Source organism: Providencia sp. CIM-Carb-044 (genome assembly GCF_033901115.1).
Taxonomy (GTDB): Bacteria; Pseudomonadota; Gammaproteobacteria; order Enterobacterales; family Enterobacteriaceae; genus Providencia; species Providencia hangzhouensis.
On sequence record NZ_JAXADV010000014.1, the window covers coordinates 1 to 22,498 of the forward strand.

Sequence of the window (22,498 nt, forward strand, 5' to 3'; positions counted from 1 at the left end):
CGCTAATTCAATCTATTTCTGAAAATTTTATCCCGAAATTCGATTAAAAGGTGCGTCAATAACATGCGCGGACCGTGGATAGTTAGCATATTGAACCTTTATTTTCTTAATTTTTTATAAACTTTGGATAACATGTAAGTTGGTAATAGTCTAGGGAGACTACGCATGATGAAATTTGAATAGGCTCCGATAGGTGAATCAATATTTTTTTCTATTTTCAATTTTGCAAGTTGTAATTCGCTTTTTATATATACTAAGCCTTTTCGTCTTTTAACCATGGAATCGCCACCACGAACATTAACTAATACTTCATCAATATTACCTACTTGGTGACCTGCCGAAATAACTCTTATCCATAAGTTGTAGTCTTCCATATAAAGATGATGTTGATAGCCTCCAACAGATTCAATGACATCTTTACGAAAGGCTACGGTCATATGATTAAAAGGATTTCTTCGTTTTATATATTTCTTGATTTCATTATGACTAGCTGGAACTTTTCTCAAACCTAGTGAATTGGACATGCTGGAGTCAAATTCTTCTGTACAAGAACCGAAAAGTGAAATGTTAGGATTTTTTTGTATATATTCAATTTGTTTTATAAATCTATTAGGAGTACACAAATCATCTGTATCCATTCGAAATACCCAGTTATTTGAGCAGTACTTTAATCCTTCATTGAGGGCATTTCCTAAACCTACATTTTTAGGTAGCTGTACTGTTTTTATTAAGGAGAGATAACTTTTATCTAAATTATTAATATATGATTTAAGTTCTATACTCAAAGGCCCATCTAATATAATTAAAATTTCATTCGGTAAAATAGATTGGCTAAATATGCTTTTCAGACAATCATCAAGATAAACTGAATTTTCTTTATAATATAAAGACATTAGAACCGAAAAGTTATTATTCATATGCACTCAGTTTAAGTTTTTAATAAGTTGTAATAGTGGTTTTGAAGAGTTATTTTCATGTAAAAAAAACTGCGCTACTTTGTTTTTTTCTACAAATTCTTGTGGCTGAAAACCATCTAGTAGATTAAAGAAATCATCATGACTATTGTAGACATAAAGTATTTCTTTTAATTTTTCGGAATCGAAAAAAGATGATATAAATATAGGTATCTCCATCGATATAGATAATATAAGTTTCGCGGGGAATACTCCATCCATATTTCCGATATAAGGTATTATTATAGCGTCTGATTTCTCTAATATTTTTTTTGCAAGTATATTTTGGTCGCTTTCATAACCCATTATCTTTATGCTGTTAGGTAGGGTAATATCTTTATCGACTACTCCCCAAAAATATATATCAATGTTTCTCTCCAGTATTTTTTCAAATAGGGATATGTCTATATGCTTTGATATTGAACCGAAATAACAAATTGACTTTATTTCGTTTATCTCTCTCGGTTTTATTTGTAATGCTTCTATTGGCGTGATGATTTGAGTTACTTTATTGTTTTTCAAGTATATATCTTTAATAAAGAACGAGTCACAAATTATATTTTTAGAGTTTTTATATATGTATTTTTCGTTCTTATATAAGGATGTTGAATATCCTGACCATATAGAAAAGGCTCTAACACAATCGAAAATAAATTTATTGTTATTTTTTTTCAAAAGATAAACTGACAAATCAGTAGGGACGTAGCTTATTATTATGTCGTATTCTTTAGATAAAATGTCTCTATGAAAAAATATTGACAAGACTCTATTTATATAATAGCTGAATTTAATTGGTGGTATTTGCCAAGATGTTTTTATTTTTATTTTTTCTGGGGTTTTATTTTTATTTTTATTTTTATTTTTATTTTTATTGACTAATATATTCTTTATTTTTCCTAAGGAAGGAATAGTGGTTTTATTAGCCTGTAAAAAATCAACTTGATATCCATTATTAGCTAGAATACTGGAAAATTCTTGATGTCTTTGCCAAGTAGCATTCCAATGGATTCCTGAAATTACTAATGCTTTTTTATCTTTCATATAAGCGCTCTAATTTTTCGACTATGTCATTTTCATAATTATCTCCTGAAAAAAAATCTATATCAAAGAGATAATCAAATAAATAATAGTACAATAAATGTGGAGAAATAAGATACCTATAGAATGATTTTCCAAGGAACTCTACTTCTTTATCTAATAAAATTGCTTCAAATCCAGCAGTTGAGTTAATTACACAGACCTTGTCAGAATTTTTCATCAACAAAAAAGTATTCTCAGTTGATATTATTATGTTTCTTTCTTTTGATTTTTCTATTATGTTTTTTATGAAATCACTATTTTTTTCTGCAGGATGAAATTTAATTACCAGCCTTTTATTTTTTAATTCAGCTTGTTTTAAAAAGTAATCGATAGCTTGGCTGTTATCATAGTTGCTATTTATTTTTATCTGAGAGTCATCAGTTACTTGTAATGGTAGAAAGTAATATTTATAGTTTAAATTAACTTCAGTTGATGGTATTAATAAACTCTTGTTTCTTAATATGCCTTTTTTTCTGCTTTTATATTTTAACATGGAAAAAGATGGTATTTTAAATACTAGCTCTATTAGATTATAAAGCCGCCATTGAATTAGTTTTAATAAACCCATTTTTTTTGCTTGTTTAACAATGTGGGAACATTCTTTTTTCAAAATGTAATTTTTTTTCCAATCAATTAATTTCTCTTTTTGGATTTCATTCAATGAAGGGGTAACTTCTTTGTTGAAAAAGGTCTCTGCATGCTTATAGAAAGAAGATGATGCATTTGTTCCTTTAGTATCAAAAAAGGTTTTTCCATCTAGATTTGATAATTCGCTAAAATAAATTTTGAAATTTATATTTTTTTTTAATTCTAGTAAAAGAAAATCTTGGATATGATAGCCGTTGCCAGAAAAAACTATATCATTGTCTTTTATTTTGAGCTTGTGTAATAACATATCAAAATTATATGCAAGTTTGAGGCCTATTTCATAGCTGAAATGTTCAGATTTTATATCAATAGAATTTTTTATAACTTCACATTTATAAGTATTGGGAGGTGTTTTTTTCATTCTTAGTAAATATGTGGCTATTTGTTCTTTTTTAAAGAATAAATAACTGAATAAATCTTGAGTAATGATTATTGAATCATAACCAAGCTTCTTATATTCTTTTAAAATTGAATTGTATAAGTTGATTCTAAAAGGGCTGTATATAAAGAAAAATACTGTTTTCATTTTAAATCCAAATATTTTTTACAGATTATATCTATTTCAAATCTATTCATGTCAAATGAATCTATAGGGTAATCATGATCTGAAAATAATTTTAATGCTCTTATCAAGCTTTCTGTGGAGTTTACTGTATAAAGATACTTATCTAATGGAGGCAGCATTATTTCTCTTGGTCCACAAGGGCAATCAGAGGAAATTACAGGTGTTTTTAAAATCAGGGATTCGACAATAGTATTTCCAAATCCTTCTAGTAAGGATGCTGAAACAACTACAGTAGCACTTTTTATATAAATATAAGGGTTTGATACAAAACCTAACAAAAACACCTTTTCATTTAGATTTAATTCATTTATGAGGCTTATAATACTTTCTTTTTCAGGCCCATCACCAAGTATCAATAATGTATCATATTTATCTTTTACAGAATGGAATGCTTTGATAACTTCAGACTGATTTTTTATTTTATCTAATCGGCCTATATTAAGAATGTATTTACCATAGTTAGTTAAATCTAAATTTGTTTTTTGAGATTCTATTATTATGTGGCTTATATCAAATGGGTTATAAATTGTTTCTGCTGTGATATAAAACTCTTCTTTTAGGTCTGACTTTATTCCTTTAGATACGCAAACATTATTTTTTAAATTCCCAGCTAAGGAAATCATTAATTTATTTTTCCATTTAGATAAAAACCTTTTATTCTTAAAAAGTAATTCAGATTTTACCGAATGAAAAATGTTAAAGCAATTTTCACGTCGTAGATATAGAAACTGTAAAATAGAAGCTAAACTATGAATATATATATAATCATAGCTTTTTATATTTAACTTTTTTTTTAGGTAGTATATGAATATAGGAGATGTGATTGTATATGCTAGATTACCAAATAATTTTAGACAAAAAGAATGAAAGGTTCTAAATGCTTGTGGCATGTCTGATATATATATATTTATTCTTTTGTCCAAATTGTAAACATTAATGTTTTCCCATAGGAATATATCAACTTCATGGCCATTCTTTACTAAGTTATTTGAAATTTCTGATATTATTCTTTCTGCACCACCACCGTGAAGAGATGTTCTTATCATTAATACTTTTTTCATATGATTTTTTTCTTTCTTAAAAATTGAAATTTCCAACTAATATTCATGATTACTTGTATCAGTATAGCCATCAGCACACCATAAAACTGTAACTTTAGAGTTAATATATATAATAAAATTGAAAAAAATAAATTTATTGTAGCTGTACATGTAAACATTTGCCATCCGTTAGCTATGGATAAAAATGCACTATTTATTATAACGGATGAACCAATTATTACTTGTATTATTATATATATAGTGAAAAATATGTAATAATTAATGTATTGATTGGTAAAAAATACAGAAACCCAGTATTTGTAGCTCACGATTAGGCCGATAGATATAATGGCTAATACTATGAAACTAATGTAGAATATCTTCTTTATTATATGTTTGGCTAACTCTTCTTTTTTATTATTTATGACAGAAACTAACTCACTATAACTTGCCTGATATATTGGTTGTGTAAGTTTAGTGTAAGCGCCACCTATCTGTGTTAATATACGATAAAAACCAACAAGCTCTGAACCAAAATATTTATTTATAATAAATATGATCAGATCTCTAATTGGACTATCAGTTAGTATAGTTATATAAAATGGAAAACAGTATTTAAATGAATCTTTTATGTGTATTTTATTTTTTCTTATTTTTTTTATTTTAATCATTTTTAATATAAGTACTACTGAAAAAAGGTATGATATCAAATAAGAAACAAATACATAGATAAAAAAATCATGAACAGAATTGTGGGTGGTATTATTGGTAAAGTAAAAAATAAAAATAAAAATAAAAACAAGACTACATTGTAGTATTTGAATGATATTAATCAGTTTATGTTTGTTTTTATATCTAAAATAGCCAAAAAAAGCATTGTTTTGACTAAATATAATAATAAGAATACCAATGTCAGGTAGCTCTCCAGAGTAATTAAAAAAATGCAATATATTGTTTCCTACAAATATTGCTAATATTACGCCCGAAAATGAAAATAATAATTCACTAATGTAAAATGATAAAAATATATCACGCTCATTTCTCGTTTTATCATTTTGAAGAGTTCTTACTAGTGGCTGCCAAGCCTGAGTGCTAAATACTGAAGATAAAAATATGAAATATGCAAGAATAAATGTATATTGACCAAAGAAATCTATCCCGAAATTTTTTATTATAAAGGAAGATGTAAGGAAATTTAATATTGAGGTTGCTGCCCCTCCAATTAAGAGTATCTTAAATGAGTTGAATATTCTATTTATGTTATTCATTTTTTATTATTTCTAATAGATAGGTATAATAATACTAGCGTTATATTAAATTCTAGATTGAATAAAACATTTTCAAATAAGGAGTAACATAATATATAAAAACTAAGTATAAAAACCTGTGGTTCTATTTTCTTTTTATTTAATCCAGTTAGGTATAAGTAAAAAATAAATATAATATAAAAAAAACCATGATAAATAAGTAGGGGGATGTAACTATTATCTAGTGGAAGTAAATTTTCTTTATCTTCTAATGGTTGGCCAATTACAGATTGGAAAGATAATTCATTTGAAAGATAACTATTCCATATATATGGCCTATTGCTTAAAGCATAATTTAATATATAATCATCATAAAAATAAACGGCAATAATTAGTGTGATGAAAGAGAATATTAATATACTATTTTTTGTCAATAAACTCATTGCATTAGGGATTAATTTTATTAAATATATAGATATGAGTGATATTGAATTTACAGCTAAACCGGTACGAGATAGGGATATTGAATATATGATATATATCACAGCTATGTATAGCATTGTATCTATATAATTCCATCTTTCAAACCTTTTGTAAATATAACATAATGCAATAGGTGTGAAATACAGAAATACAGAGTTGGGATTTTTAAATCCTAGGTCATCACGGTTCTCTTTTATATTATCGATTAATCTATAGTGAATGTCTTGCGACGGTAATATATTTAAATGATTTAATAAAACTATTGCCAAAAAGTATAAAAAACTAATTATAAATATTAAGTTGATATATTTTTCTTTGCTTATCTTTTTGGAATTTAATAAATATAGAACTAAAATTATAAATTCCGGATTTAGTGTTGTTATATATGTTATTGAAGATGCAATCAAGAGTGCTATCTCAATCTTCTTTAAAGATTGGAAAAATAAACCAGTAAAAAGAATTAATATGTTTGCAGCTAGTAATGATTTTGTTATCTCTGGATAATCAAATAGACTGGAATACTTTTTTGATATTATTAATAATGTGGATATATAAAATATAAGATTAGGTATTATAAATTGTTTTTTTGAAATACTTGAGCTATGCATAGATTGTTGTTGCCTGATTATGAAATTTTTTTAATTTTATTGGATTAACCCATAGCTACCGCACTGGGTTGTCGGGTCCCAGAGCACCATTGAATTTGTAAATGCATACTTATTAATTGAAAACATTGCATTTTTTGCTAACTTGTTCAATTGATAAGCATAGCTTATTGTTTCTTGACTGCCAAAGGGTATGCCTCAGCATTTATTTGGTCAAGTAAAAAGCGCTTAATAATACCATTAAAGCTAGTTACTGACTATCACTGTGATAGTGTTAGGGAATAGTCCTAATGGGAGTAGTAATACAATAAATTATTTTAAATTATCAGGTTATAATCCTATTCTTACGCCTTGTATGTGATTATATATTTAAGTTAAGTTATTCCTTGTATATCATTGCTTTTAGTGTGGGTTTAATAAAAACGAGATGCTTATATCTCCATATTTATCCTAATTTAGAGTAGTAATAGATTAATAAAATGCTTAATTGATTATATTAATTCACTTGGCTATCGGTAGAAATTATATGTGTAATATATTTTTGACTAGGATGACAATTTTTTTTGGATAAAAAAACGGATTATGCCAAAACATAACCCGTTTTCGATTAAATATACTCAATGTGTGCCAATTACCACTTAAACGGCACGTTTACTGTAACGGCTGCACCTAAGTCATTGCGTGTTTCGTAATCAGTTTTAGATACCCAAACCTTCGCGTCAGTGCTGATGTCATAGCCAAAGTTATGCCACCAACCGAAATCAACACCTTTGATGGTTTCTGATTTAGGGAATAACTTGTTGCCATCAAAGTTAGATTTATTCACTTTCGCATACATGAGGCGGGTGCTGACACGGTTGTCATCATCGAGAGTGTATTCCACTTTGGTCGTGAGCATGCGCCCGTCACCGCCCATTGCGTGGCCTAGTGATGCACCTTGCTGATAGTAGCCTTCAGTATAGATAAAGTGGCGATACATGACGTTATCTTTATTCCACTCTGTGTGGGTGTTCGCGCCTTCAATATACCAATTTAGTGGCTGGCCCCATAAGGTGTGGTAGCCTTCGATACCACCCATAAAGGCGTTTTTCGATGGGAAGAGGTTAGCTTCGTCTTCACCGACCATTTGGCCATATAAGCTGACAGGTAGGTCGACTAATGGGTAAAGTTTTAGTTTGAAATCTAAACCGGCTAACTGGTTACCTGGGTCTTTGTTTTTGTCGCCTGTATTATCTTTCCCGCCCATGGCATCCCAGAAGGAATCCCAGTTATTAGGGCGGCCATCGCCTCCCCACATGACCACGCGTGAACCACCGAGTTCGAAGAAATCAGTTGGGTTCATGGTCATGCGCAGGCCAATCAGTTTAGTATTTTTGGGGTCATACTGTTTGAATTGTGCAGCTGTTAACTGATATTGCCATGAACCAATCCAAGAAAGCCATGGTGTTTCAAATGGGCTTTGGTCTGCACGCTGAATTAAGAAACCGGTCATAGGGCGTGCGGCATCAGTACGAATTAAGCTACCGTCGTGACCGGGGCCCCACCATTGTGGGATCTCACCAAAAGTTACCCACTGGTTCCAAATTTTTACACCACCATATGAACCATTGAGGTTGTAATCAGAACCATTTTCAACACGTAAAGCACGTTCGCCATTCGCGGTGAGGTTTAAGTCTACATCGTCAGTGCTGTAGTTACCTGAAACGGTATAGCGAATATCACTATATTCACTTTGAGCAAAGCCTTGTGGCATTGAGTTGTGGCTAGAGGCAAGGTGAGTTTCTAGTTGAACACTGTTTTTCTTACGGTCAAGGTTCTTTTTAATGCGCTGAATAATGGCTTCTTGTTCGCTATTAGTAATATTTGCATTATTTAAAGAACGCGTGATTTCTTCTTGGGACAGTGGCCAAGTGGATAAGCTAATTTGAATAACGTTACGTTCAGAAAGCCAAGCAAGGTCACTGCGTAAGTTGTTATCTGGTAGAACTAATCCCCCTGCAATGCTTTGTGCACTGATGGTTCCGAGCACAGCAAGTATTGCTAGCTTAGTGAGCTTGAAATTTTTCATTGATAAATCCATTTGAAGTTGAGTTCGCCTAATATTGAACAGGTTAATAAATGAAAACCTATAAATAGAGTTAAAATATGATTATTATCCGCCACATTATAAGTATCTTAATTTGCATTGAGTTGGGCTTCTGTGCTTTCTATTAATTCAGCTATCACACTTTAACTAAGTAATAACAGAATATCAGATTAATATGTTAGGTATAGGAATTAGTAACATATTAAGATGTAAAGCGATATGCTTTTTACTAGGCTAGTACGTTGCTAATTTCAAAAATTCTTTTCTATTATTCTTTTTTTTGCGTGTGAAAAACAGCAAAATAGAGTTTTATATTGGTTAGGTATTTGGGGGTTGTTGTTTTTAGATGCAATATAGGACTATTCCCTATTAATAGGTATAAGTTGACTGAAAAAATAAACCCCCATATTGAGAATGAAAATAAGGGGGTTTATTTGTATGAATAAAATTAATTTACCGGCCGTGTTCAGGTAGCCAGATTTGTAACCTTAAACCACCTAATGGGCTATCATCCGCCTTCACCCAACCTTTATGTTGTGTTATTGCGGTTTCAACAATTGCAAGACCTAAACCAGTCCCACCGGTTTCCCTGTCTCGAGCTTCATCCGTGCGGTAGAACGGACGGAAAATGTGCTCACGGTCAGCAGGGCTAACACCAGGGCCATCATCATCGACAGTGATTAAAATACCGTTATTTTCTTCTTTGAAATCAACGGCAATATGCGTGTGCGAATAGCGTAGTGCGTTACGCACAATATTTTCAAAAGCACTCCCGACAGCAGAAGGGTTGCAATATAGCGGCCAAGGTCCGGGGTTAGAAGTGACCTCGAGGGTTTTGTTCATTTGTTCGGCTTCAAAGCTAGCGTCATCTAAGATATCGCCCCAAAGTTCATCGGCTTTGATATTTTCACGCAAGATCTCGTTTTTGTGCTGGCTACGAGATAGCACCAGCAAATCGTTAATCATGCTATCTAGGCGATGGGTCTCGGTTTCGATGCGTTCTAACTCTTTACTTTCCCCATGGCGACGGCGCAATAAGGCTGTTGCTAGCTGTAAGCGTGTCAATGGAGTTCGTAATTCATGAGAAATATCAGAGATTAAGCGTTGCTGTGCGCTAACCATACCATCAAGGGCGCTGATCATCTGGTTAAAGCTATTCCCAGCAGACAAGAACTCTTGTGGGCCGGCTTCTAGCTCTGGGTGTGGCCGTAAATTTCCTTTCGCCACATCGTCGGCCGCCATTTTTAGCTTACGAGCAGGGCGGGCAAGACTCCAAGATAGCCATAATAATAACGGAGCACTGATCAGCATTGTGGCAATCAGTAATAAGAAAGGCCTATCAAACAATAAGTTAATAAAGTCAGATTGCGGGCTGCTTGCTGGGCGAACTAAATATAGCTGGTAGTGGTCTTCCCCATCGCGAATGGAGAATGGCCCGAGGATTTCAGCTCGTCCATATTTTTTCTTTTTCGGGTGATCTGCGTTATCGGACTGGCCAATAAAGTTACGTATCACCTGCATTTCACTTGGCATAGCACCAATCACACGGCCTTCACTGGTGACGATAATCAACCGTTGGCCGGGAGGTGCCCATTTTTTGATGGCGTTAGAAATACGCCGCCACCAAAGTAGGTCATTCATCGGAGCTTGTGCGAGTTCGGCTTCAATATGCTGCTCAAGCATCTCCCCTTGGCGTTGTTCACTTTCCATAAGGACGGTGATTTGCCGAGAGTCGAGCTTGGGCACCATCAGCACTAGCATTAATACTAGTGCGAGGGTAAACCAGAAGATCGCAAAGATCCTTGCGGTTAACCTGTTGATCATGTGGCAGAAACCATTAAGTATCCACGGCCACGTAAGGTTTTAAACCACGGCTGGCCATCAGTGCGTTCCGGAAGTTTGCGGCGTAAGTTTGAAATATGCATATCAATAGCACGGTCAAACGGTGTTAAGCGCTTCCCAAGTACTTCTTGGCTAAGGTGTTCACGAGAAACAACTTGGCCTAGGTGCTGTGCGAGCAGATATAACAACGTAAATTCGGTACCTGTTAAGTCCAAAATTTCATCATCAAAGCTGGCTTCTTGGCGGCCTGGGTTAAGTTGCAGTTTATCAACTTGTAAAACAGGGGTATTGCTATTGTCGCCTTGGGTTTGCTCGCTCCAGTTAGAGCGGCGTAATAAAGCACGAATACGCGCGACCAGTTCACGGTCATTGAACGGTTTAGGTAGATAGTCGTCTGCACCTAATTCTAGGCCCAGAACTTTATCTAGCTCACTACCGCGAGCCGTTAACATGATTACGGGGGTCTGATGGATTTGGCGCAGTTCTTTTAATGTCTCAATACCATTTTTTTTCGGCATCATGACATCAAGTAGTAACAGGTCAATGGATGAGTCAATTTGTTGTAATGCCTGTTCACCATCATAGGCGATGACAACATTGAAACCTTCCATTTCCAGCAGTTCTTTTAATAGCGACGTGAGTTCACGGTCGTCATCAACTAATAGGATTTTATGCATTTTTTAAGTCCTCCAACTGCCAAAATACGATAACAATCTGTACGATTCCATGACTTTACGTTCTTTTACATGCTCTGACGCTAGTTTGCAGCCACAGGTGTATATTTGTTCACATTGAATCACGAGCACAGTTCGGAGACAAGGTGTCAAATGCTGAGAACAACACATAGCAAAGTACATAATACAGTACATAAAACCGCAATGTTAGTTTTAGCTTCTGCGTTTGTGTTCGGGCCAGCGGTTGCTTTTGCAGAAGAGCCACAAAGTGCTGCAAATGAAAGTTCAACACCTTTGATGTTACAAATGCAGTCCGAGCCAACTACTACGCCGTCAGGCAATGCGGTTGTGCCCTTTCAACATCATGAGTTATTTAGCAGTGAAGAACGTGCCAGTACCTTTATGTTTAATGGTATCACGTTAAATGAAAAACAGCGCCAGCAATTACGTGATTTAATGGCAACACAGCGCCATTATCATGTTGATAACACTGCTTTAGTTAAAGAACGTGAAGCGCTGCACAAATTAATTATAGCGGATAGCTTTGATGACAAAGCGGTTCGTGAAGAGCTTGAAAAGCGAATGCAAAAAGAACTGGAACAACGTGTTGAAATGGCTCGAATTCACCATGAATTGTACCAGTTGTTAACGCCAGAGCAGAAAACTGAGCTTGAAAATATTCACCAACACAAAATGGCGGAATTTCAAGCGATGCAGTTTCAGTAAATTTAGTTGTTAGTACCTGTAGTAATGCCTGTAGTAATGCAAGTTAGTTAGTTTCATATATTGAGTTCCATAGTAAGTAGTGAAGTAGCAGTAAGTGAAGTTTTTCCTTGCCATAGACACCATCCCTGTCTTTTATAGCCCCTGTTAGGGGCTTTTTTTTTGTTTCTAAACTAGTCCTTTATTCATGGTTGTTAACTATAGTTGACAACTAAACGAAGATTGCTAAGATAAAAACATAAAGACAAGGAGCAGTCTTATGATCACGGTTCTAACAACGGAATGTTTTGATAGTTGGATCAAAAATCTTAGAGATATTCGAGCTAAAACTAAAATTCTAATGAGAATTAGGCGGTTAAAAAATGGAAATTATGGTGATGTTCAACCCATTGGTGATGGCTTTTCGGAACTGAGGGTACATGAAGGACAAGGGTATCGTGTTTATCTAAAGCAGAAAAACAATGTTATTGTAATTTTACTTTGTGGTGGGACAAAGGCAACGCAGCAGAAGGATATCCATAAAGCTAAACTTCTTTTTGGTGAAGTTGAGGGGGAACTATGAATACTAAATTAAAAGAATTTGATATCGCTGAGTATTTAAACAGTGAAGAAGAAATACAAATGTATCTAAACGAAATTCTAGAAGAAGGTGACCCTAGTCTAGTTCTCGCTGCACTTGGTGATATTGCGAAGGCAAGAAATATGAGCCAATTAGCTAAAGAAGTTGGAATGAGTCGTGAAGGTTTATATAAGGCGCTATCAGGACAGGGAAATCCAACATTTATGACGATTATAAAAATCGTTAATTCTCTCGGATTAAAGCTACAGTTTAAGAGTATCTAAAAAATAGCTTATCTATGATTAGGCTAGCCATTAGCTAAGCTCACTATAAAAATAACGTATCCACCAAAGTAGGGTTCACTTTATGACTCAGATATTAACGACGCAAGATTATCGCAATATGCCTTGGAAAAATGGCCAAGGGTCGACACTTGAATTGGCACGCAGTCATGGTGAAGGTTTAGATGATTTTGATTGGCGAGTGTCTATTGCAGATGTTAAAGCGGCGGGATCATTTTCGTTTTTCCAAAATAGACAACGTATTATTGGAGTATTGGAAGGGGAAGGACTTATTTTACATGTGGATAAGAACCCTGCGGTGACGTTAAAGCAAAAAGAGTTTTTTGCTTTTAATGGGGAAAGTGAGGTTTATGCGGAGCTTATCCAAGGTGCAATTCGTGATTTTAATGTCATCTATAATCCTGAAAAATATCAAGCCCGCTTACAATGGGTGAATACTGCGCTTATTAACTCTTGGGTCAGTGGAGCAAGTGAGATCTTAATTTTTAATATTACCCCTAATTTTGGGGTGACTATTAATTCAGATTGCTTTTATTTAAAACCATTCGAGACTCTACTAATCAAAGAAAATCGAGAGAATCTACAATTTACTATTGAGCAAAATACAGAAAATGATTTTTGCATTATTGAGTTATTTATTAAATAGTTAGAATTTTTTCACTCTAAATTTAAGTACTATTTGTATGAAGCTTATATAGTACTTATTATTGGAATAATATTCTGCCCATTTTGCAATTTTAGTCAAAACGTTATCAAATTCATATATTAGATAATTATGGCTTTATTCCTATTGTTATTTTTCGCAAAATTCATAGTCTTTAGCGTTGTTAAAAAATAATACCTATATACTAAAGGAAAATGTTCTATGAAGATGAAAGCGCTTGTGGCAGTTGCTGTTTCTGCTGTCATTTTAACGGGTTGTAAAAATTTAGACCAAGGGATGTTGACTAACTCAGGTATGCAATTATTCCAAGCGGCAACACTGAGTGATGCAGACGTTAAAAAATTCAGTGATGAATCATGTAAAGAAATGGATGCGCAAAACAAAATTGCACCAGCGTCTAGCAAATATGCAAAACGTTTAGATAAAATCGCAAAAGCATTGGGTAACGAAGTTGATGGTACCCCAGTAAACTATAAAGTTTATATGACTAGCGATGTAAATGCATGGGCGATGGCGAATGGTTGTGTACGTGTATACAGTGGCCTGATGGATGTGATGAATGACAATGAAGTCGAAGGTGTTTTAGGTCATGAAATGGGCCACGTTGCATTAGGTCATACACGTAAAGCTATGCAAGTTGCTTATGCAACGGTTGCTGCACGTACTGCTGCATCATCAGCGGGTGGCGTAGCAGAACAACTGAGCGCATCACAAGTTGCTGCACTGGGTGAAAAACTGATTAACTCACAGTTCTCTCAGCACCAAGAAAGTGAAGCAGATAACTTTTCTTACGATTTACTGAAAAAACGCGGTGTTAAAACTGAAGGTTTAGTTACTGGTTTTGAAAAATTAGCGAAAATGGGTAGCAGTGAAACAAGTATGTTTGATTCTCACCCACCATCAAGCGAGCGCGCACAAAACATCCGTGACCGTATTGCTGCTGACAAAAAATAATATTTAATTATTGATGTTAGTTGGATGTCATTCTGGTGTAGTAATGTGATGATATATTGCTACACCAATCACTTATTCCCTGCTGTTTATCTCAATATTACTTTTCTTATATTACAAATCAGAACTTATCCCGTTGTACTCCTGTAATTGACTCTCTATCTTGTTAATTAAACGATATTCAGGTTTTTTCGTAATTTTGCAAATTTTCGTTTGATAAAACGTTAGCAAGGAAAAAAGATGGAAAAAGTGCAGAGAATTTCTCTTTTAGCTAAGGGAATGGGCATGCTGTTATCGGGAACCTGCCGTTTATTAACTGGCGTTCGCACTCGTTGGGTCGGGTGCCAACCTTCAATGGCTTCACGTATTTATTATGCCAATCATTCCAGTCATCTTGATGGTTTGGTTATTTGGTCTGGGTTGCCGCCGTTAATGCGCCATTTTGTTCACCCTGTTGCCGCTAAAGATTATTGGGTTAAGACACCATTTCGGCGTTATTTAGTTAATAAGGTTTTTCGCGCTGTATTAGTCGATAGAAAAGGCGATAAGCCCGCACAAAATAATACATTAGCTCCTTTAGAATCAGTATTAGAGTCAAAGCATTCATTAATATTTTTTCCTGAGGGTACGCGTGGAGATGGGGAAACGCTAAGTCAATTTAAAAGTGGGCTCTACCATCTCGCGAAAAAATACCCTGATGTTGAAGTTGTTCCAGTCTATTTGGAAAATTTAAATCGTGTATTACCGAAGGGGTCAAAGCTTGTTGTGCCTGTGATTTGCTCAGCTATCGTTGGTAAGCCTCTGGAGCCTATTATGGAGAATGAAAATAAAATCGACTTTTTGCAGCGAGCCAAAGAAGCACTTGAGGAGCTAATGCCATGAGTATTGGGGACAGGGAATTAGTATTATTGTTGTCAGGTGTGTTTGGGATACTAGTATTTGCTAGTGTTATTGGTGGTATTCTTGCATATCGTTATTCAGGTGAAAAAAGTAACCCAACCATTGATAATTTGAATGCTCGTATCCGCGCATGGTGGGTTATGTGCATTATTTGTGTACTTGCTGTGGTGCTTGGCAATATAGGTGTCGTGATCTTATTCGCACTGATATCGTTCTTTGCACTAAGAGAGTTTATTACCTTAACGCCAACACGGCGAAGTGACCACGAGGCATTATTTTGGTGCTTCTTTGTTTTTATTCCATTGCAATATGTGTTGGTAGGTATTGAATGGTATGGGTTATTTTCAATTTTCGTACCTGTTTTTGTATTCCTTTTCTTGCCTACCCGTATTGCTTTAGCTGGAGATACCTTTCATTTTCTTGAACGCACTGCAAAAATTCAGTGGGGGATGTTGGTGGCTGTTTTCTGTTTAAGCCACGTCCCTGCGTTATTGATGTTGAATATTCAAGGCTATGAAGGCGAAAACGTAAAATTATTACTTTTCTTGATTATTGTGACGCAAATTTCAGATGTGTTGCAGTATGTTTTTGGCAAGTTAATGGGTAAGCGGCCTATTGTGCCTAAGTTGAGCCCAAATAAGACAATTGAAGGTTTTATTGGCGGAGTATTATCTTCAGTACTCATTGGTGTTTGTCTTTACTGGGTAACCCCGTTTAGCTGGTGGGTTGCGGGGCTGATGTCATTCGCTATTACCATTATGGGGTTTGTGGGTGGGTTATGTATGTCAGCAATTAAGCGTGATAATGGTATTAAAGATTTTGGGGCGATTATTGAAGGGCATGGTGGGATGCTGGATCGTATTGACTCATTGTGTTTTGCTGCGCCTATTTTTTTCCATTTAACGCGTTATTACTATACATAATACCATTTTATTTTCGTTTTTGTTCGTTAATCAAAAGAGCACCAAAATGGTGCTTTTCTTTTGTTTTATAGGTACAGCATCGAAGGAATTTAAGTGTTATCATTAATACTTAATTTTTATTTCAAACTAAGGTATGACTAGGGTAATACGCTGTATTTTGTACTCTAGGGCTTTTTTTACCTTGAAAGATTTACCTATTGGGGTGATCGGCTAGAATTATGTAAACTGGATCACAATAAAACATAAAAGCTTGATGGAAAGCAGATGCATAATTCACTCTTTGCCGTATTATGCTGTTAGGTGAATCAATTCAGCACTAGTCAGTCAGTGTAATTAGCGTTAAAAAGATTAACAGCGTAACGGTTTTATCGATTTGCAATTTTATGTTCATTAATCAGAGGTCATCATGGTCAAGCAGATTAAAAGAATTGGGGTTTTAACGAGTGGTGGTGACGCGCCAGGCATGAATGCCGCTATCCGCGGTGTGGTTCGTGCGGCACTAGGTGAAGGTTTAGAAGTCATGGGTATTTTTGACGGTTACCTTGGCTTATATGAAAACCGCATGAAGCAATTAGACCGGTATAGCGTGTCGGATATGATTAACCGTGGTGGTACCTTTTTAGGTTCAGCTCGTTTTCCACAATTCCGTGATGAAAAAGTGCGTGCAGTCGCATTTGATAATCTGAAGAAAAACCATATTGACGCATTAGTTGTCATCGGTGGTGATGGCTCTTATTTAGGGGCTAAAGCACTGACGGAAGCAGGGTTCCCATGTATTGGTCTACCGGGAACGATTGATAATGACGTTGCTGGCACAGACTATACCATCGGCTATTTTACTGCCCTCGAGACGGTTGTTGAGGCCATTGACCGCCTTCGTGATACTTCGACTTCCCATAAACGTATTTCGATTGTTGAAGTCATGGGGCGTTACTGTGGTGATTTAACATTATCTGCTGCGATTGCAGGGGGCTGTGAATTCTTAGTATTACCTGAGCAAGAAATGGCTTTTGACCGCGAAGAACTGTTATCTGAAATCAAGCGTGGCATTGAAAAAGGTAAACGCCATGCGATTGTCGCTATTACCGAACACGTTTGTGATGTGGGTGAGTTAGCGAAATATATAGAGCAAGAAACACATCATGAAACTCGCGCAACGGTTCTAGGCCATATCCAGCGTGGCGGATCTCCAGTTGCTTATGACCGCATTTTGGCATCACGCATGGGAGCTTATTCCATTCAACTTCTGTTAGAAGGCTATGGCGGGCGCTGTGTTGGTATCCAAAATGAAAAATTAGTTCATCATGACATTATTGATGCTGTTATGAATATGAAGCGCGTCTTTAAGAAGGATTGGTTTGATACGGCGAAGAAGCTGTACTAATTCTTCCTCTTCTTTTTCTTCGTCATATTTTGAGCTGTGACGTTGTTGGCAGCTCTCGGTTACTCGGGTCACATACTTATGTATGCACCCGAGCCGCCGCCTAGTCACAACTCAAACTATTTGGAGAAACTAGCGGGATATATAATGAAAATCAATCAAATGCAGTTCAATGCTTAATGGGATAGTTATTTGATTATTTGAAGTCCATTGCTTGTCAAAAGTATTTATAAAAATCACAAATAGATTTATTTTACATAAGTAGTAAATATAGTTTGTATATTTTCAATATTGGGTTATGGCAACAATCGGTCCACAATTGGAAGGGTAGGTAAAGCGACAATTATGATATAGATGCAAATTTTCAGTGTAGTACGCTATTCCGTGCATACGTGTCGATGAAGGATATGGTTGCACTTAATTGATGTTAATTTGATGCACTTGTATTATGAGTGTTTTGGGTTGGGTAACTTATTAATTGTATTGAGTAATTATGCTAACGATGAGCTTAAGCTTCATATAATAATTTTTAGTTAATGCTTACCTTTTTGAGAAAAGTTTGCTCTGAACAGTTTGTTATCTCGTCCTGGTGAAATATTAAACATTCGCGAATATTCACGGGTGAACTGCGATACACTGTTATAACCAACTGCAGAAGCTGCGTGAGTGATACTCACACCATTTGTTAACATCTGATTTCTAGCATGAATTAGGCGTAGTTGTTTCTGAAATTGTAGAGGGGTAAGTGTGGTGAGTAATCTGAAATATTTATGGAATACTGGTACGCTCATACCTACGCTACTGGCTAGTTCTTTGATTTTGATTGGGTACATAAAATCATTACGCAATTTTTCTATTGCACGACTCACTTTCACAGAATGACTGTCCATTGCACCAAGAGCCCTGATGGCTTCTCCATGCTCACTCCTGAGCAACCAGTAATGTAACTCACGTATTAACCCTTTACCAAGGATGTTAAGTGCTTCATGTTCTTCGAACAGCCTTACCAGACGACATGCAGTATCTGCCACATTAGTTCGAATGGGTTCAATATGGATATTACTTGCCGATCGATTTCTCTTAATTTTCATAGCGCTCAAGAGTTCACTAAGGAGCGAAATATCCAGTTCTAGAACAAGTGAATAATAGGGCTCTCCAGCACTAGCCTTTGTTATCAGGCCCTCTATAGGAATATCTGCGGATATAACCATCGCTTCTCCGGGACCATACTCAAAGCTGTTAGAGCCTGTTGTTATACGTTTTCGTCCCTGTAACATCATCGCGACAAGTGGCCTTGATACTGCTACCTGTAATTCTCCTTGATGGATAGAGCGTACGATAGTCAACCCCGAAACAGGTGTAGTAATAACACCGTTAAAAACGGCCCGAGCATCGGCATAGTGACGGCAGAGATTTAATAGTTCGTTGTTCATATAGTGTTTCCAAGCAAGATCATATGTGAATATTATGTTTTTTTCACACTTGCAACACCATATTTCCCCCCTTAAATGCCATAAAAATATTATCAGGCAAAAAAATATCCAATATCAGGCAATGCAGTACTCCTAAATTCCTTTACTGTATATGTATCGACAAGGCAATAAAAGTAAATACATATAATGAGCAAAATTTCTTTCGGAATAAGGGCCCACCTCTAATCCTATTATTTCTAATACTCAGCTTAGCGATAAAATCATTGATTCCTAAAAAGGTAATGAAGAGTAGTAAAGAAAGTTATAGCCGAAATTCTGTTTATAGATATTGAAACTTTAGATGAGTAGGTAATCTGAGACTGCTTATATCAGACTAAGACTTTTAACTTATAAGGTATATTTATATGAATAATATTCAAAAATTTTATGATCTACGTTCTAAAAATTCTATTATAGATGATTCAGTTTTACTGAGTCTTTTTGACTCCCTTCCTATAATTACATCAGATGAGATGTTAGGTAAGTGGAAAGGTGGTGATTTCAAAACAGGTCATTGGGGGAATAAAGCCTTAGCGGAAATGAAATGGTACGGTAAATGGTTTAAAAGCAAATTTGATGTGCTTCCAATCATTTGTTTCAATGATGAGGGTAAACTTTTTTCTAATAAGATAATGAAAGGAGAAGCATCTATTCTTGATGTGAGCTTTAGAGGAAAAACGTCTGCAACCATGATTTATGATGGAGTGCCAATCTTTGACCACTTTAGGAAAGTCGATAATAATATTGTTTTCGGGCTAATGGATGGTAAGCATATTGAAGGGTTTCCCGACATTGTTGATAACGGTAAATACTATTTCTTTTTTCTAGAAAGAATAGCCAAATATCCTGCTAAGTTTATTGAACAATAAAAAAACACAATTTTAATTGTGTATTAGGAGTGAGTGAATAAGCCACTTTATATTATATAAATTTTATATTTAAGATATAAAGAGTAAATGATATTTAATTTATTTAAAGTCTGGTTTATTCGCGCTGTCATTAAATCAATCATTAATTTATATAAAAAATAAAGAGAATACTATGTCGATAAAAATACTTGGGTATGCAGCTAAAAGTAATAAAAGTCCACTAGCTCCTTTTGTTTTCGAACGTCGAGATCTTCGCGAAGATGATGTTTTAATTGATATTGAATACTGTGGAGTCTGTCATACTGATATTCATCAAAGTAGAAATGATTGGGGTGTTTCTCAATATCCTATTGTTCCTGGACATGAAATTGTTGGACGTATTTCTAATATAGGAAATAAAGTTTCAAAGTTTAAAGTTGGTGATATTGTAGGAATTGGATTTATAGTAGATTCTTGTCAGGACTGTACATATTGTAAATCAGATTTGGAACAGTATTGTGAAGAGGGTCCAACTCAAACCTTTAATAGTTTAGATCGTTATGATGGACGAATGACTTATGGAGGATATTCTAAAAAAATTGTTTGCAGTGAAAATTTTGTTGTAAAAGTACCTAAAAATTTAGATTTAAAAGCAGTTCCACCAATATTATGTGCTGGTATTACAACTTGGTCTCCGTTAAGGCATTGGAAAGTAGGTAACGGAACTAAGCTTGCTATTGTGGGATTAGGTGGCTTGGGTCATATGGCTATTAAACTAGCTCATGCTTTAGGGGCAGAGATTACATTAATAACTAGTTCAAAATCCAAAATAGCTGATGCGATCCGTTTAGGTGCCCATCATGTTGTGTTATCAACAGATGAAGCTAAGATGGCAGAGATTAAAAATCAGTTTGATATCATCATTGATACTATCCCTTATGAGCATGATTTAAAACCATATGTTTCTACATTAACATTAGATGGAACATTGGTTCTTGTTGGTTACATCGGTGAATTTAACACGAGTTCAGTTCCGTTATATCTTGGAAGAAAATCTATTTCGGCTTCATTAATCGGTGGTATTAAAGAAACTCAGGAATTACTTGATTTCTGTGGGGAACACAATATTGTTGCAGAGATTGAGTTGATTAATATAGAAAATATTAATCAAGCATATGAACGTATGTTGAAACGTGATGTTAAATATCGCTTTGTAATCGACAATAGTTCGTTCTGATAATGTTTTAGTCGATTCTTGTAGCGCGGCAGAATTGATTGTATTTATGCCAATATGATATGAAAAGCACCATTACAAAGTTTAATTAAGGTATTAGGCTGAGCTAGAAATCTCATTTCAGAGACTCATTGCATGAATGCATTTGGTTCTGCCGCATTAAGAATAAGTAGGGTAATTTAGTTGCTTTCCAGGATGAGTTACTCATGACTTTAATTTGAAAAGCGTTCAAATGTCTTCACTATTTCACTAATATCATTGCTCTATGCATCCGCTGATATCTGGTTTATTTGTTAATACAGATTACCTCTATAGAAATTAATGAGTAAACCACCCGCTATGTGGGGTGGTTATCACTCTATTTTCCTAATTGCTCAAGGGAATCAATAAACATATCCCATAATTGCGGATTATCTAATTTAGTGGCAGCTTGGGTATGGCATTCTGCTTTAATGGGTAGACGAAAATCTGTGACTGTCATTCCCGTTGTTAGAGCACCTTGCAATTCAATATTAATTGGAGCTTTGATTGTTTCCATTATCGATGGGTCGATAACATAAGCAACAGCGCATAAATCATGAACTGGGGCATGGTCACTATGTCCTTTTTGCTGACGATAACTAGCAGTGTAGTTATTGAGGGACTCAACAACAAAATGGCTTAGTCGAGTATTTAACGCCTTAATCTTTTCTATGATTTGGTCATCTGGGCGTGCTTGATAGGCTAGGTCTAATCCAACCATTGTGATAGGCCAAGTTTCATTAAATACGATATGGGCGGCTTCAGGATCTATGAGGATATTAAATTCAGCAACAGCTGTGCTGTTGCCTGTATGGTAGCCACCCCCCATTAAAACTACCTCTTTCACTAATCCTACAATTTCTGGCGCCTTTCTTGCTGCTAATGCAATATTTGTAAGTCCCCCTATCGGAACGAGAGTTACTGTTTTTGGCGGATGAGATTTAATGGTATCAATAATTAAGTCAACGGCATGTCGTTTATCAATAGGTAGTTTAGGTTCTGGAAGTTGTGACCTATCAATACCTGTTACTTTATGAGTTTTTAAACCTTTTTGTATTGTCCTGACTAAAGGGCGAGAACAACCTGCTGCGATAGGAATATTATTTGCACCGATTAATTCCATAACAGCGCGTGTATTATAAGTGACTTCATCTAAAGTTTTGTTTCCAGCAGCCGTTGTTACGGCAAGTAAATCAATATTCGGATTACCTAATGCTAAAAAAATAGCCATTGCATCATCATGACCGCGGTCACAGTCGATAATAATTTTATTTTTAGACATTTTTTTTCCTTTTAT

At 35.0% G+C, this 22,498-nt stretch carries 21 protein-coding genes; 10 read left to right on the forward strand and 11 right to left on the reverse strand.

Annotated features, from left to right (window positions below; translation table 11 throughout):
- Nucleotides 1-98: 98 nt before the first annotated feature.
- From SJ312_RS19670 to cpxR, 9 genes are all read right to left on the reverse strand, one after another.
- A complete protein-coding gene (locus SJ312_RS19670) occupies nucleotides 99-917 on the reverse strand; it encodes a glycosyltransferase (RefSeq protein ID WP_319868232.1) in 819 nt (272 codons plus the stop codon).
- Nucleotides 918-923: 6 nt separating this feature from the next.
- On the reverse strand, nucleotides 924-1,994 hold the full coding sequence (locus SJ312_RS19675) for a hypothetical protein (RefSeq protein ID WP_319868234.1): 1,071 nt from the start codon (nucleotides 1,992-1,994) through the stop codon (nucleotides 924-926).
- Entirely contained in the window at nucleotides 1,984-3,207 is a 1,224-nt protein-coding gene (locus SJ312_RS19680; RefSeq protein WP_319868235.1) for a hypothetical protein, read from the reverse strand. Before SJ312_RS19680 ends, SJ312_RS19675 begins: the two co-directional genes overlap by 11 nt.
- Nucleotides 3,204-4,307, reverse strand: a complete 1,104-nt coding sequence (locus SJ312_RS19685) for a glycosyltransferase (protein WP_319868236.1) — start codon at nucleotides 4,305-4,307, stop codon at nucleotides 3,204-3,206. Before SJ312_RS19685 ends, SJ312_RS19680 begins: the two co-directional genes overlap by 4 nt.
- Nucleotides 4,304-5,554, reverse strand: a complete 1,251-nt coding sequence (locus tag SJ312_RS19690) for a lipopolysaccharide biosynthesis protein (protein ID WP_319868237.1) — start codon at nucleotides 5,552-5,554, stop codon at nucleotides 4,304-4,306. The genes SJ312_RS19685 and SJ312_RS19690 overlap by 4 nt, the downstream gene beginning before the upstream one ends.
- On the reverse strand, nucleotides 5,551-6,624 hold the full coding sequence (locus tag SJ312_RS19695; RefSeq protein ID WP_319868238.1) for a hypothetical protein: 1,074 nt from the start codon (nucleotides 6,622-6,624) through the stop codon (nucleotides 5,551-5,553). Before SJ312_RS19695 ends, SJ312_RS19690 begins: the two co-directional genes overlap by 4 nt.
- A 628-nt stretch (nucleotides 6,625-7,252) precedes the next feature.
- Complete coding sequence (locus SJ312_RS19700) at nucleotides 7,253-8,689, reverse strand: capsule assembly Wzi family protein (protein WP_319868239.1); 1,437 nt, start codon at nucleotides 8,687-8,689, stop codon at nucleotides 7,253-7,255.
- Nucleotides 8,690-9,160: 471 nt separating this feature from the next.
- The gene (gene cpxA, locus SJ312_RS19705; protein ID WP_319868240.1) at nucleotides 9,161-10,531 is read right to left on the reverse strand and encodes an envelope stress sensor histidine kinase CpxA; all 1,371 of its coding nucleotides are present in this window, start codon (nucleotides 10,529-10,531) and stop codon (nucleotides 9,161-9,163) included.
- Nucleotides 10,528-11,226 carry an envelope stress response regulator transcription factor CpxR gene (gene cpxR, locus SJ312_RS19710; protein WP_004265224.1) on the reverse strand — a complete coding sequence of 233 codons (699 nt, stop codon included), beginning with the start codon at nucleotides 11,224-11,226 and terminating at the stop codon, nucleotides 10,528-10,530. Before cpxR ends, cpxA begins: the two co-directional genes overlap by 4 nt.
- A 150-nt stretch (nucleotides 11,227-11,376) precedes the next feature.
- Between cpxR and SJ312_RS19715 the strand changes: the two genes are divergently transcribed.
- The 8 genes from SJ312_RS19715 (at nucleotide 11,377) to pfkA (ending at nucleotide 17,629) form a co-directional block, all read left to right on the forward strand.
- The gene (locus SJ312_RS19715) at nucleotides 11,377-11,949 is read left to right on the forward strand and encodes a Spy/CpxP family protein refolding chaperone (RefSeq protein ID WP_004265226.1); all 573 of its coding nucleotides are present in this window, start codon (nucleotides 11,377-11,379) and stop codon (nucleotides 11,947-11,949) included.
- A 256-nt stretch (nucleotides 11,950-12,205) separates the two neighbouring features.
- Entirely contained in the window at nucleotides 12,206-12,508 is a 303-nt protein-coding gene (locus SJ312_RS19720; RefSeq protein ID WP_096863599.1) for a type II toxin-antitoxin system RelE/ParE family toxin, read from the forward strand.
- Nucleotides 12,505-12,789, forward strand: a complete 285-nt coding sequence (locus SJ312_RS19725; protein WP_004265229.1) for an addiction module antidote protein — start codon at nucleotides 12,505-12,507, stop codon at nucleotides 12,787-12,789. Before SJ312_RS19720 ends, SJ312_RS19725 begins: the two co-directional genes overlap by 4 nt.
- Nucleotides 12,790-12,871: 82 nt before the next feature.
- Nucleotides 12,872-13,453, forward strand: coding sequence for a HutD family protein (locus SJ312_RS19730; protein ID WP_172767500.1), 582 nt, complete (start codon nucleotides 12,872-12,874; stop codon nucleotides 13,451-13,453).
- A 219-nt stretch (nucleotides 13,454-13,672) separates the two neighbouring features.
- Nucleotides 13,673-14,425 carry a M48 family metallopeptidase gene (locus tag SJ312_RS19735; RefSeq protein WP_004265231.1) on the forward strand — a complete coding sequence of 251 codons (753 nt, stop codon included), beginning with the start codon at nucleotides 13,673-13,675 and terminating at the stop codon, nucleotides 14,423-14,425.
- Nucleotides 14,426-14,662: 237 nt separating this feature from the next.
- Nucleotides 14,663-15,304 carry a lysophospholipid acyltransferase family protein gene (locus tag SJ312_RS19740; protein WP_094961883.1) on the forward strand — a complete coding sequence of 214 codons (642 nt, stop codon included), beginning with the start codon at nucleotides 14,663-14,665 and terminating at the stop codon, nucleotides 15,302-15,304.
- Complete coding sequence (locus tag SJ312_RS19745) at nucleotides 15,301-16,245, forward strand: phosphatidate cytidylyltransferase (RefSeq protein WP_319868241.1); 945 nt, start codon at nucleotides 15,301-15,303, stop codon at nucleotides 16,243-16,245. Before SJ312_RS19740 ends, SJ312_RS19745 begins: the two co-directional genes overlap by 4 nt.
- Nucleotides 16,246-16,651: 406 nt before the next feature.
- Nucleotides 16,652-17,629, forward strand: a complete 978-nt coding sequence (pfkA, locus tag SJ312_RS19750; protein WP_004265237.1) for a 6-phosphofructokinase — start codon at nucleotides 16,652-16,654, stop codon at nucleotides 17,627-17,629.
- Between the two features lie 530 nt (nucleotides 17,630-18,159).
- Here the strand turns inward: pfkA and SJ312_RS19755 are convergent.
- On the reverse strand, nucleotides 18,160-19,059 hold the full coding sequence (locus SJ312_RS19755) for an AraC family transcriptional regulator (RefSeq protein WP_319868242.1): 900 nt from the start codon (nucleotides 19,057-19,059) through the stop codon (nucleotides 18,160-18,162).
- Between the two features lie 404 nt (nucleotides 19,060-19,463).
- Here SJ312_RS19755 and SJ312_RS19760 point away from each other — a divergent pair, with 404 nt between their 5' ends.
- On the forward strand, nucleotides 19,464-19,967 hold the full coding sequence (locus tag SJ312_RS19760) for a DUF4334 domain-containing protein (RefSeq protein WP_004265242.1): 504 nt from the start codon (nucleotides 19,464-19,466) through the stop codon (nucleotides 19,965-19,967).
- Between the two features lie 172 nt (nucleotides 19,968-20,139).
- Entirely contained in the window at nucleotides 20,140-21,183 is a 1,044-nt protein-coding gene (locus SJ312_RS19765; RefSeq protein WP_110592813.1) for an NAD(P)-dependent alcohol dehydrogenase, read from the forward strand.
- 355 nt (nucleotides 21,184-21,538) lie between these two features.
- Here SJ312_RS19765 and SJ312_RS19770 read toward each other — a convergent pair whose 3' ends face one another.
- Nucleotides 21,539-22,483 (reverse strand): nucleoside hydrolase, encoded by a 945-nt coding sequence (locus SJ312_RS19770; protein ID WP_319868243.1) that lies wholly within the window; start codon nucleotides 22,481-22,483, stop codon nucleotides 21,539-21,541.
- Nucleotides 22,484-22,498 lie beyond the last annotated feature (15 nt).

Bases quoted from the DNA above. Each gene is read 5' to 3' on its own strand.
- SJ312_RS19755 (WP_319868242.1), bottom strand. From the start codon at position 19,059: ATGAACAACGAACTATTAAATCTCTGCCGTCACTATGCCGATGCTCGG.
- SJ312_RS19760 (WP_004265242.1), top strand. From the start codon at position 19,464: ATGAATAATATTCAAAAATTTTATGATCTACGTTCTAAAAATTCTATT.
- cpxR (WP_004265224.1), bottom strand. From the start codon at position 11,226: ATGCATAAAATCCTATTAGTTGATGACGACCGTGAACTCACGTCGCTA.
- SJ312_RS19735 (WP_004265231.1), top strand. From the start codon at position 13,673: ATGAAGATGAAAGCGCTTGTGGCAGTTGCTGTTTCTGCTGTCATTTTA.
- SJ312_RS19695 (WP_319868238.1), bottom strand. From the start codon at position 6,624: ATGCATAGCTCAAGTATTTCAAAAAAACAATTTATAATACCTAATCTT.
- SJ312_RS19740 (WP_094961883.1), top strand. From the start codon at position 14,663: ATGGAAAAAGTGCAGAGAATTTCTCTTTTAGCTAAGGGAATGGGCATG.
- SJ312_RS19670 (WP_319868232.1), bottom strand. From the start codon at position 917: ATGAATAATAACTTTTCGGTTCTAATGTCTTTATATTATAAAGAAAAT.
- cpxA (WP_319868240.1), bottom strand. From the start codon at position 10,531: ATGATCAACAGGTTAACCGCAAGGATCTTTGCGATCTTCTGGTTTACC.
- pfkA (WP_004265237.1), top strand. From the start codon at position 16,652: ATGGTCAAGCAGATTAAAAGAATTGGGGTTTTAACGAGTGGTGGTGAC.
- SJ312_RS19690 (WP_319868237.1), bottom strand. From the start codon at position 5,554: ATGAATAACATAAATAGAATATTCAACTCATTTAAGATACTCTTAATT.
- SJ312_RS19685 (WP_319868236.1), bottom strand. From the start codon at position 4,307: ATGAAAAAAGTATTAATGATAAGAACATCTCTTCACGGTGGTGGTGCA.
- SJ312_RS19770 (WP_319868243.1), bottom strand. From the start codon at position 22,483: ATGTCTAAAAATAAAATTATTATCGACTGTGACCGCGGTCATGATGAT.
- SJ312_RS19720 (WP_096863599.1), top strand. From the start codon at position 12,206: ATGATCACGGTTCTAACAACGGAATGTTTTGATAGTTGGATCAAAAAT.
- SJ312_RS19730 (WP_172767500.1), top strand. From the start codon at position 12,872: ATGACTCAGATATTAACGACGCAAGATTATCGCAATATGCCTTGGAAA.
- SJ312_RS19725 (WP_004265229.1), top strand. From the start codon at position 12,505: ATGAATACTAAATTAAAAGAATTTGATATCGCTGAGTATTTAAACAGT.
- SJ312_RS19700 (WP_319868239.1), bottom strand. From the start codon at position 8,689: ATGAAAAATTTCAAGCTCACTAAGCTAGCAATACTTGCTGTGCTCGGA.
- SJ312_RS19765 (WP_110592813.1), top strand. From the start codon at position 20,140: ATGTCGATAAAAATACTTGGGTATGCAGCTAAAAGTAATAAAAGTCCA.
- SJ312_RS19715 (WP_004265226.1), top strand. From the start codon at position 11,377: ATGCTGAGAACAACACATAGCAAAGTACATAATACAGTACATAAAACC.
- SJ312_RS19680 (WP_319868235.1), bottom strand. From the start codon at position 3,207: ATGAAAACAGTATTTTTCTTTATATACAGCCCTTTTAGAATCAACTTA.
- SJ312_RS19745 (WP_319868241.1), top strand. From the start codon at position 15,301: ATGAGTATTGGGGACAGGGAATTAGTATTATTGTTGTCAGGTGTGTTT.
- SJ312_RS19675 (WP_319868234.1), bottom strand. From the start codon at position 1,994: ATGAAAGATAAAAAAGCATTAGTAATTTCAGGAATCCATTGGAATGCT.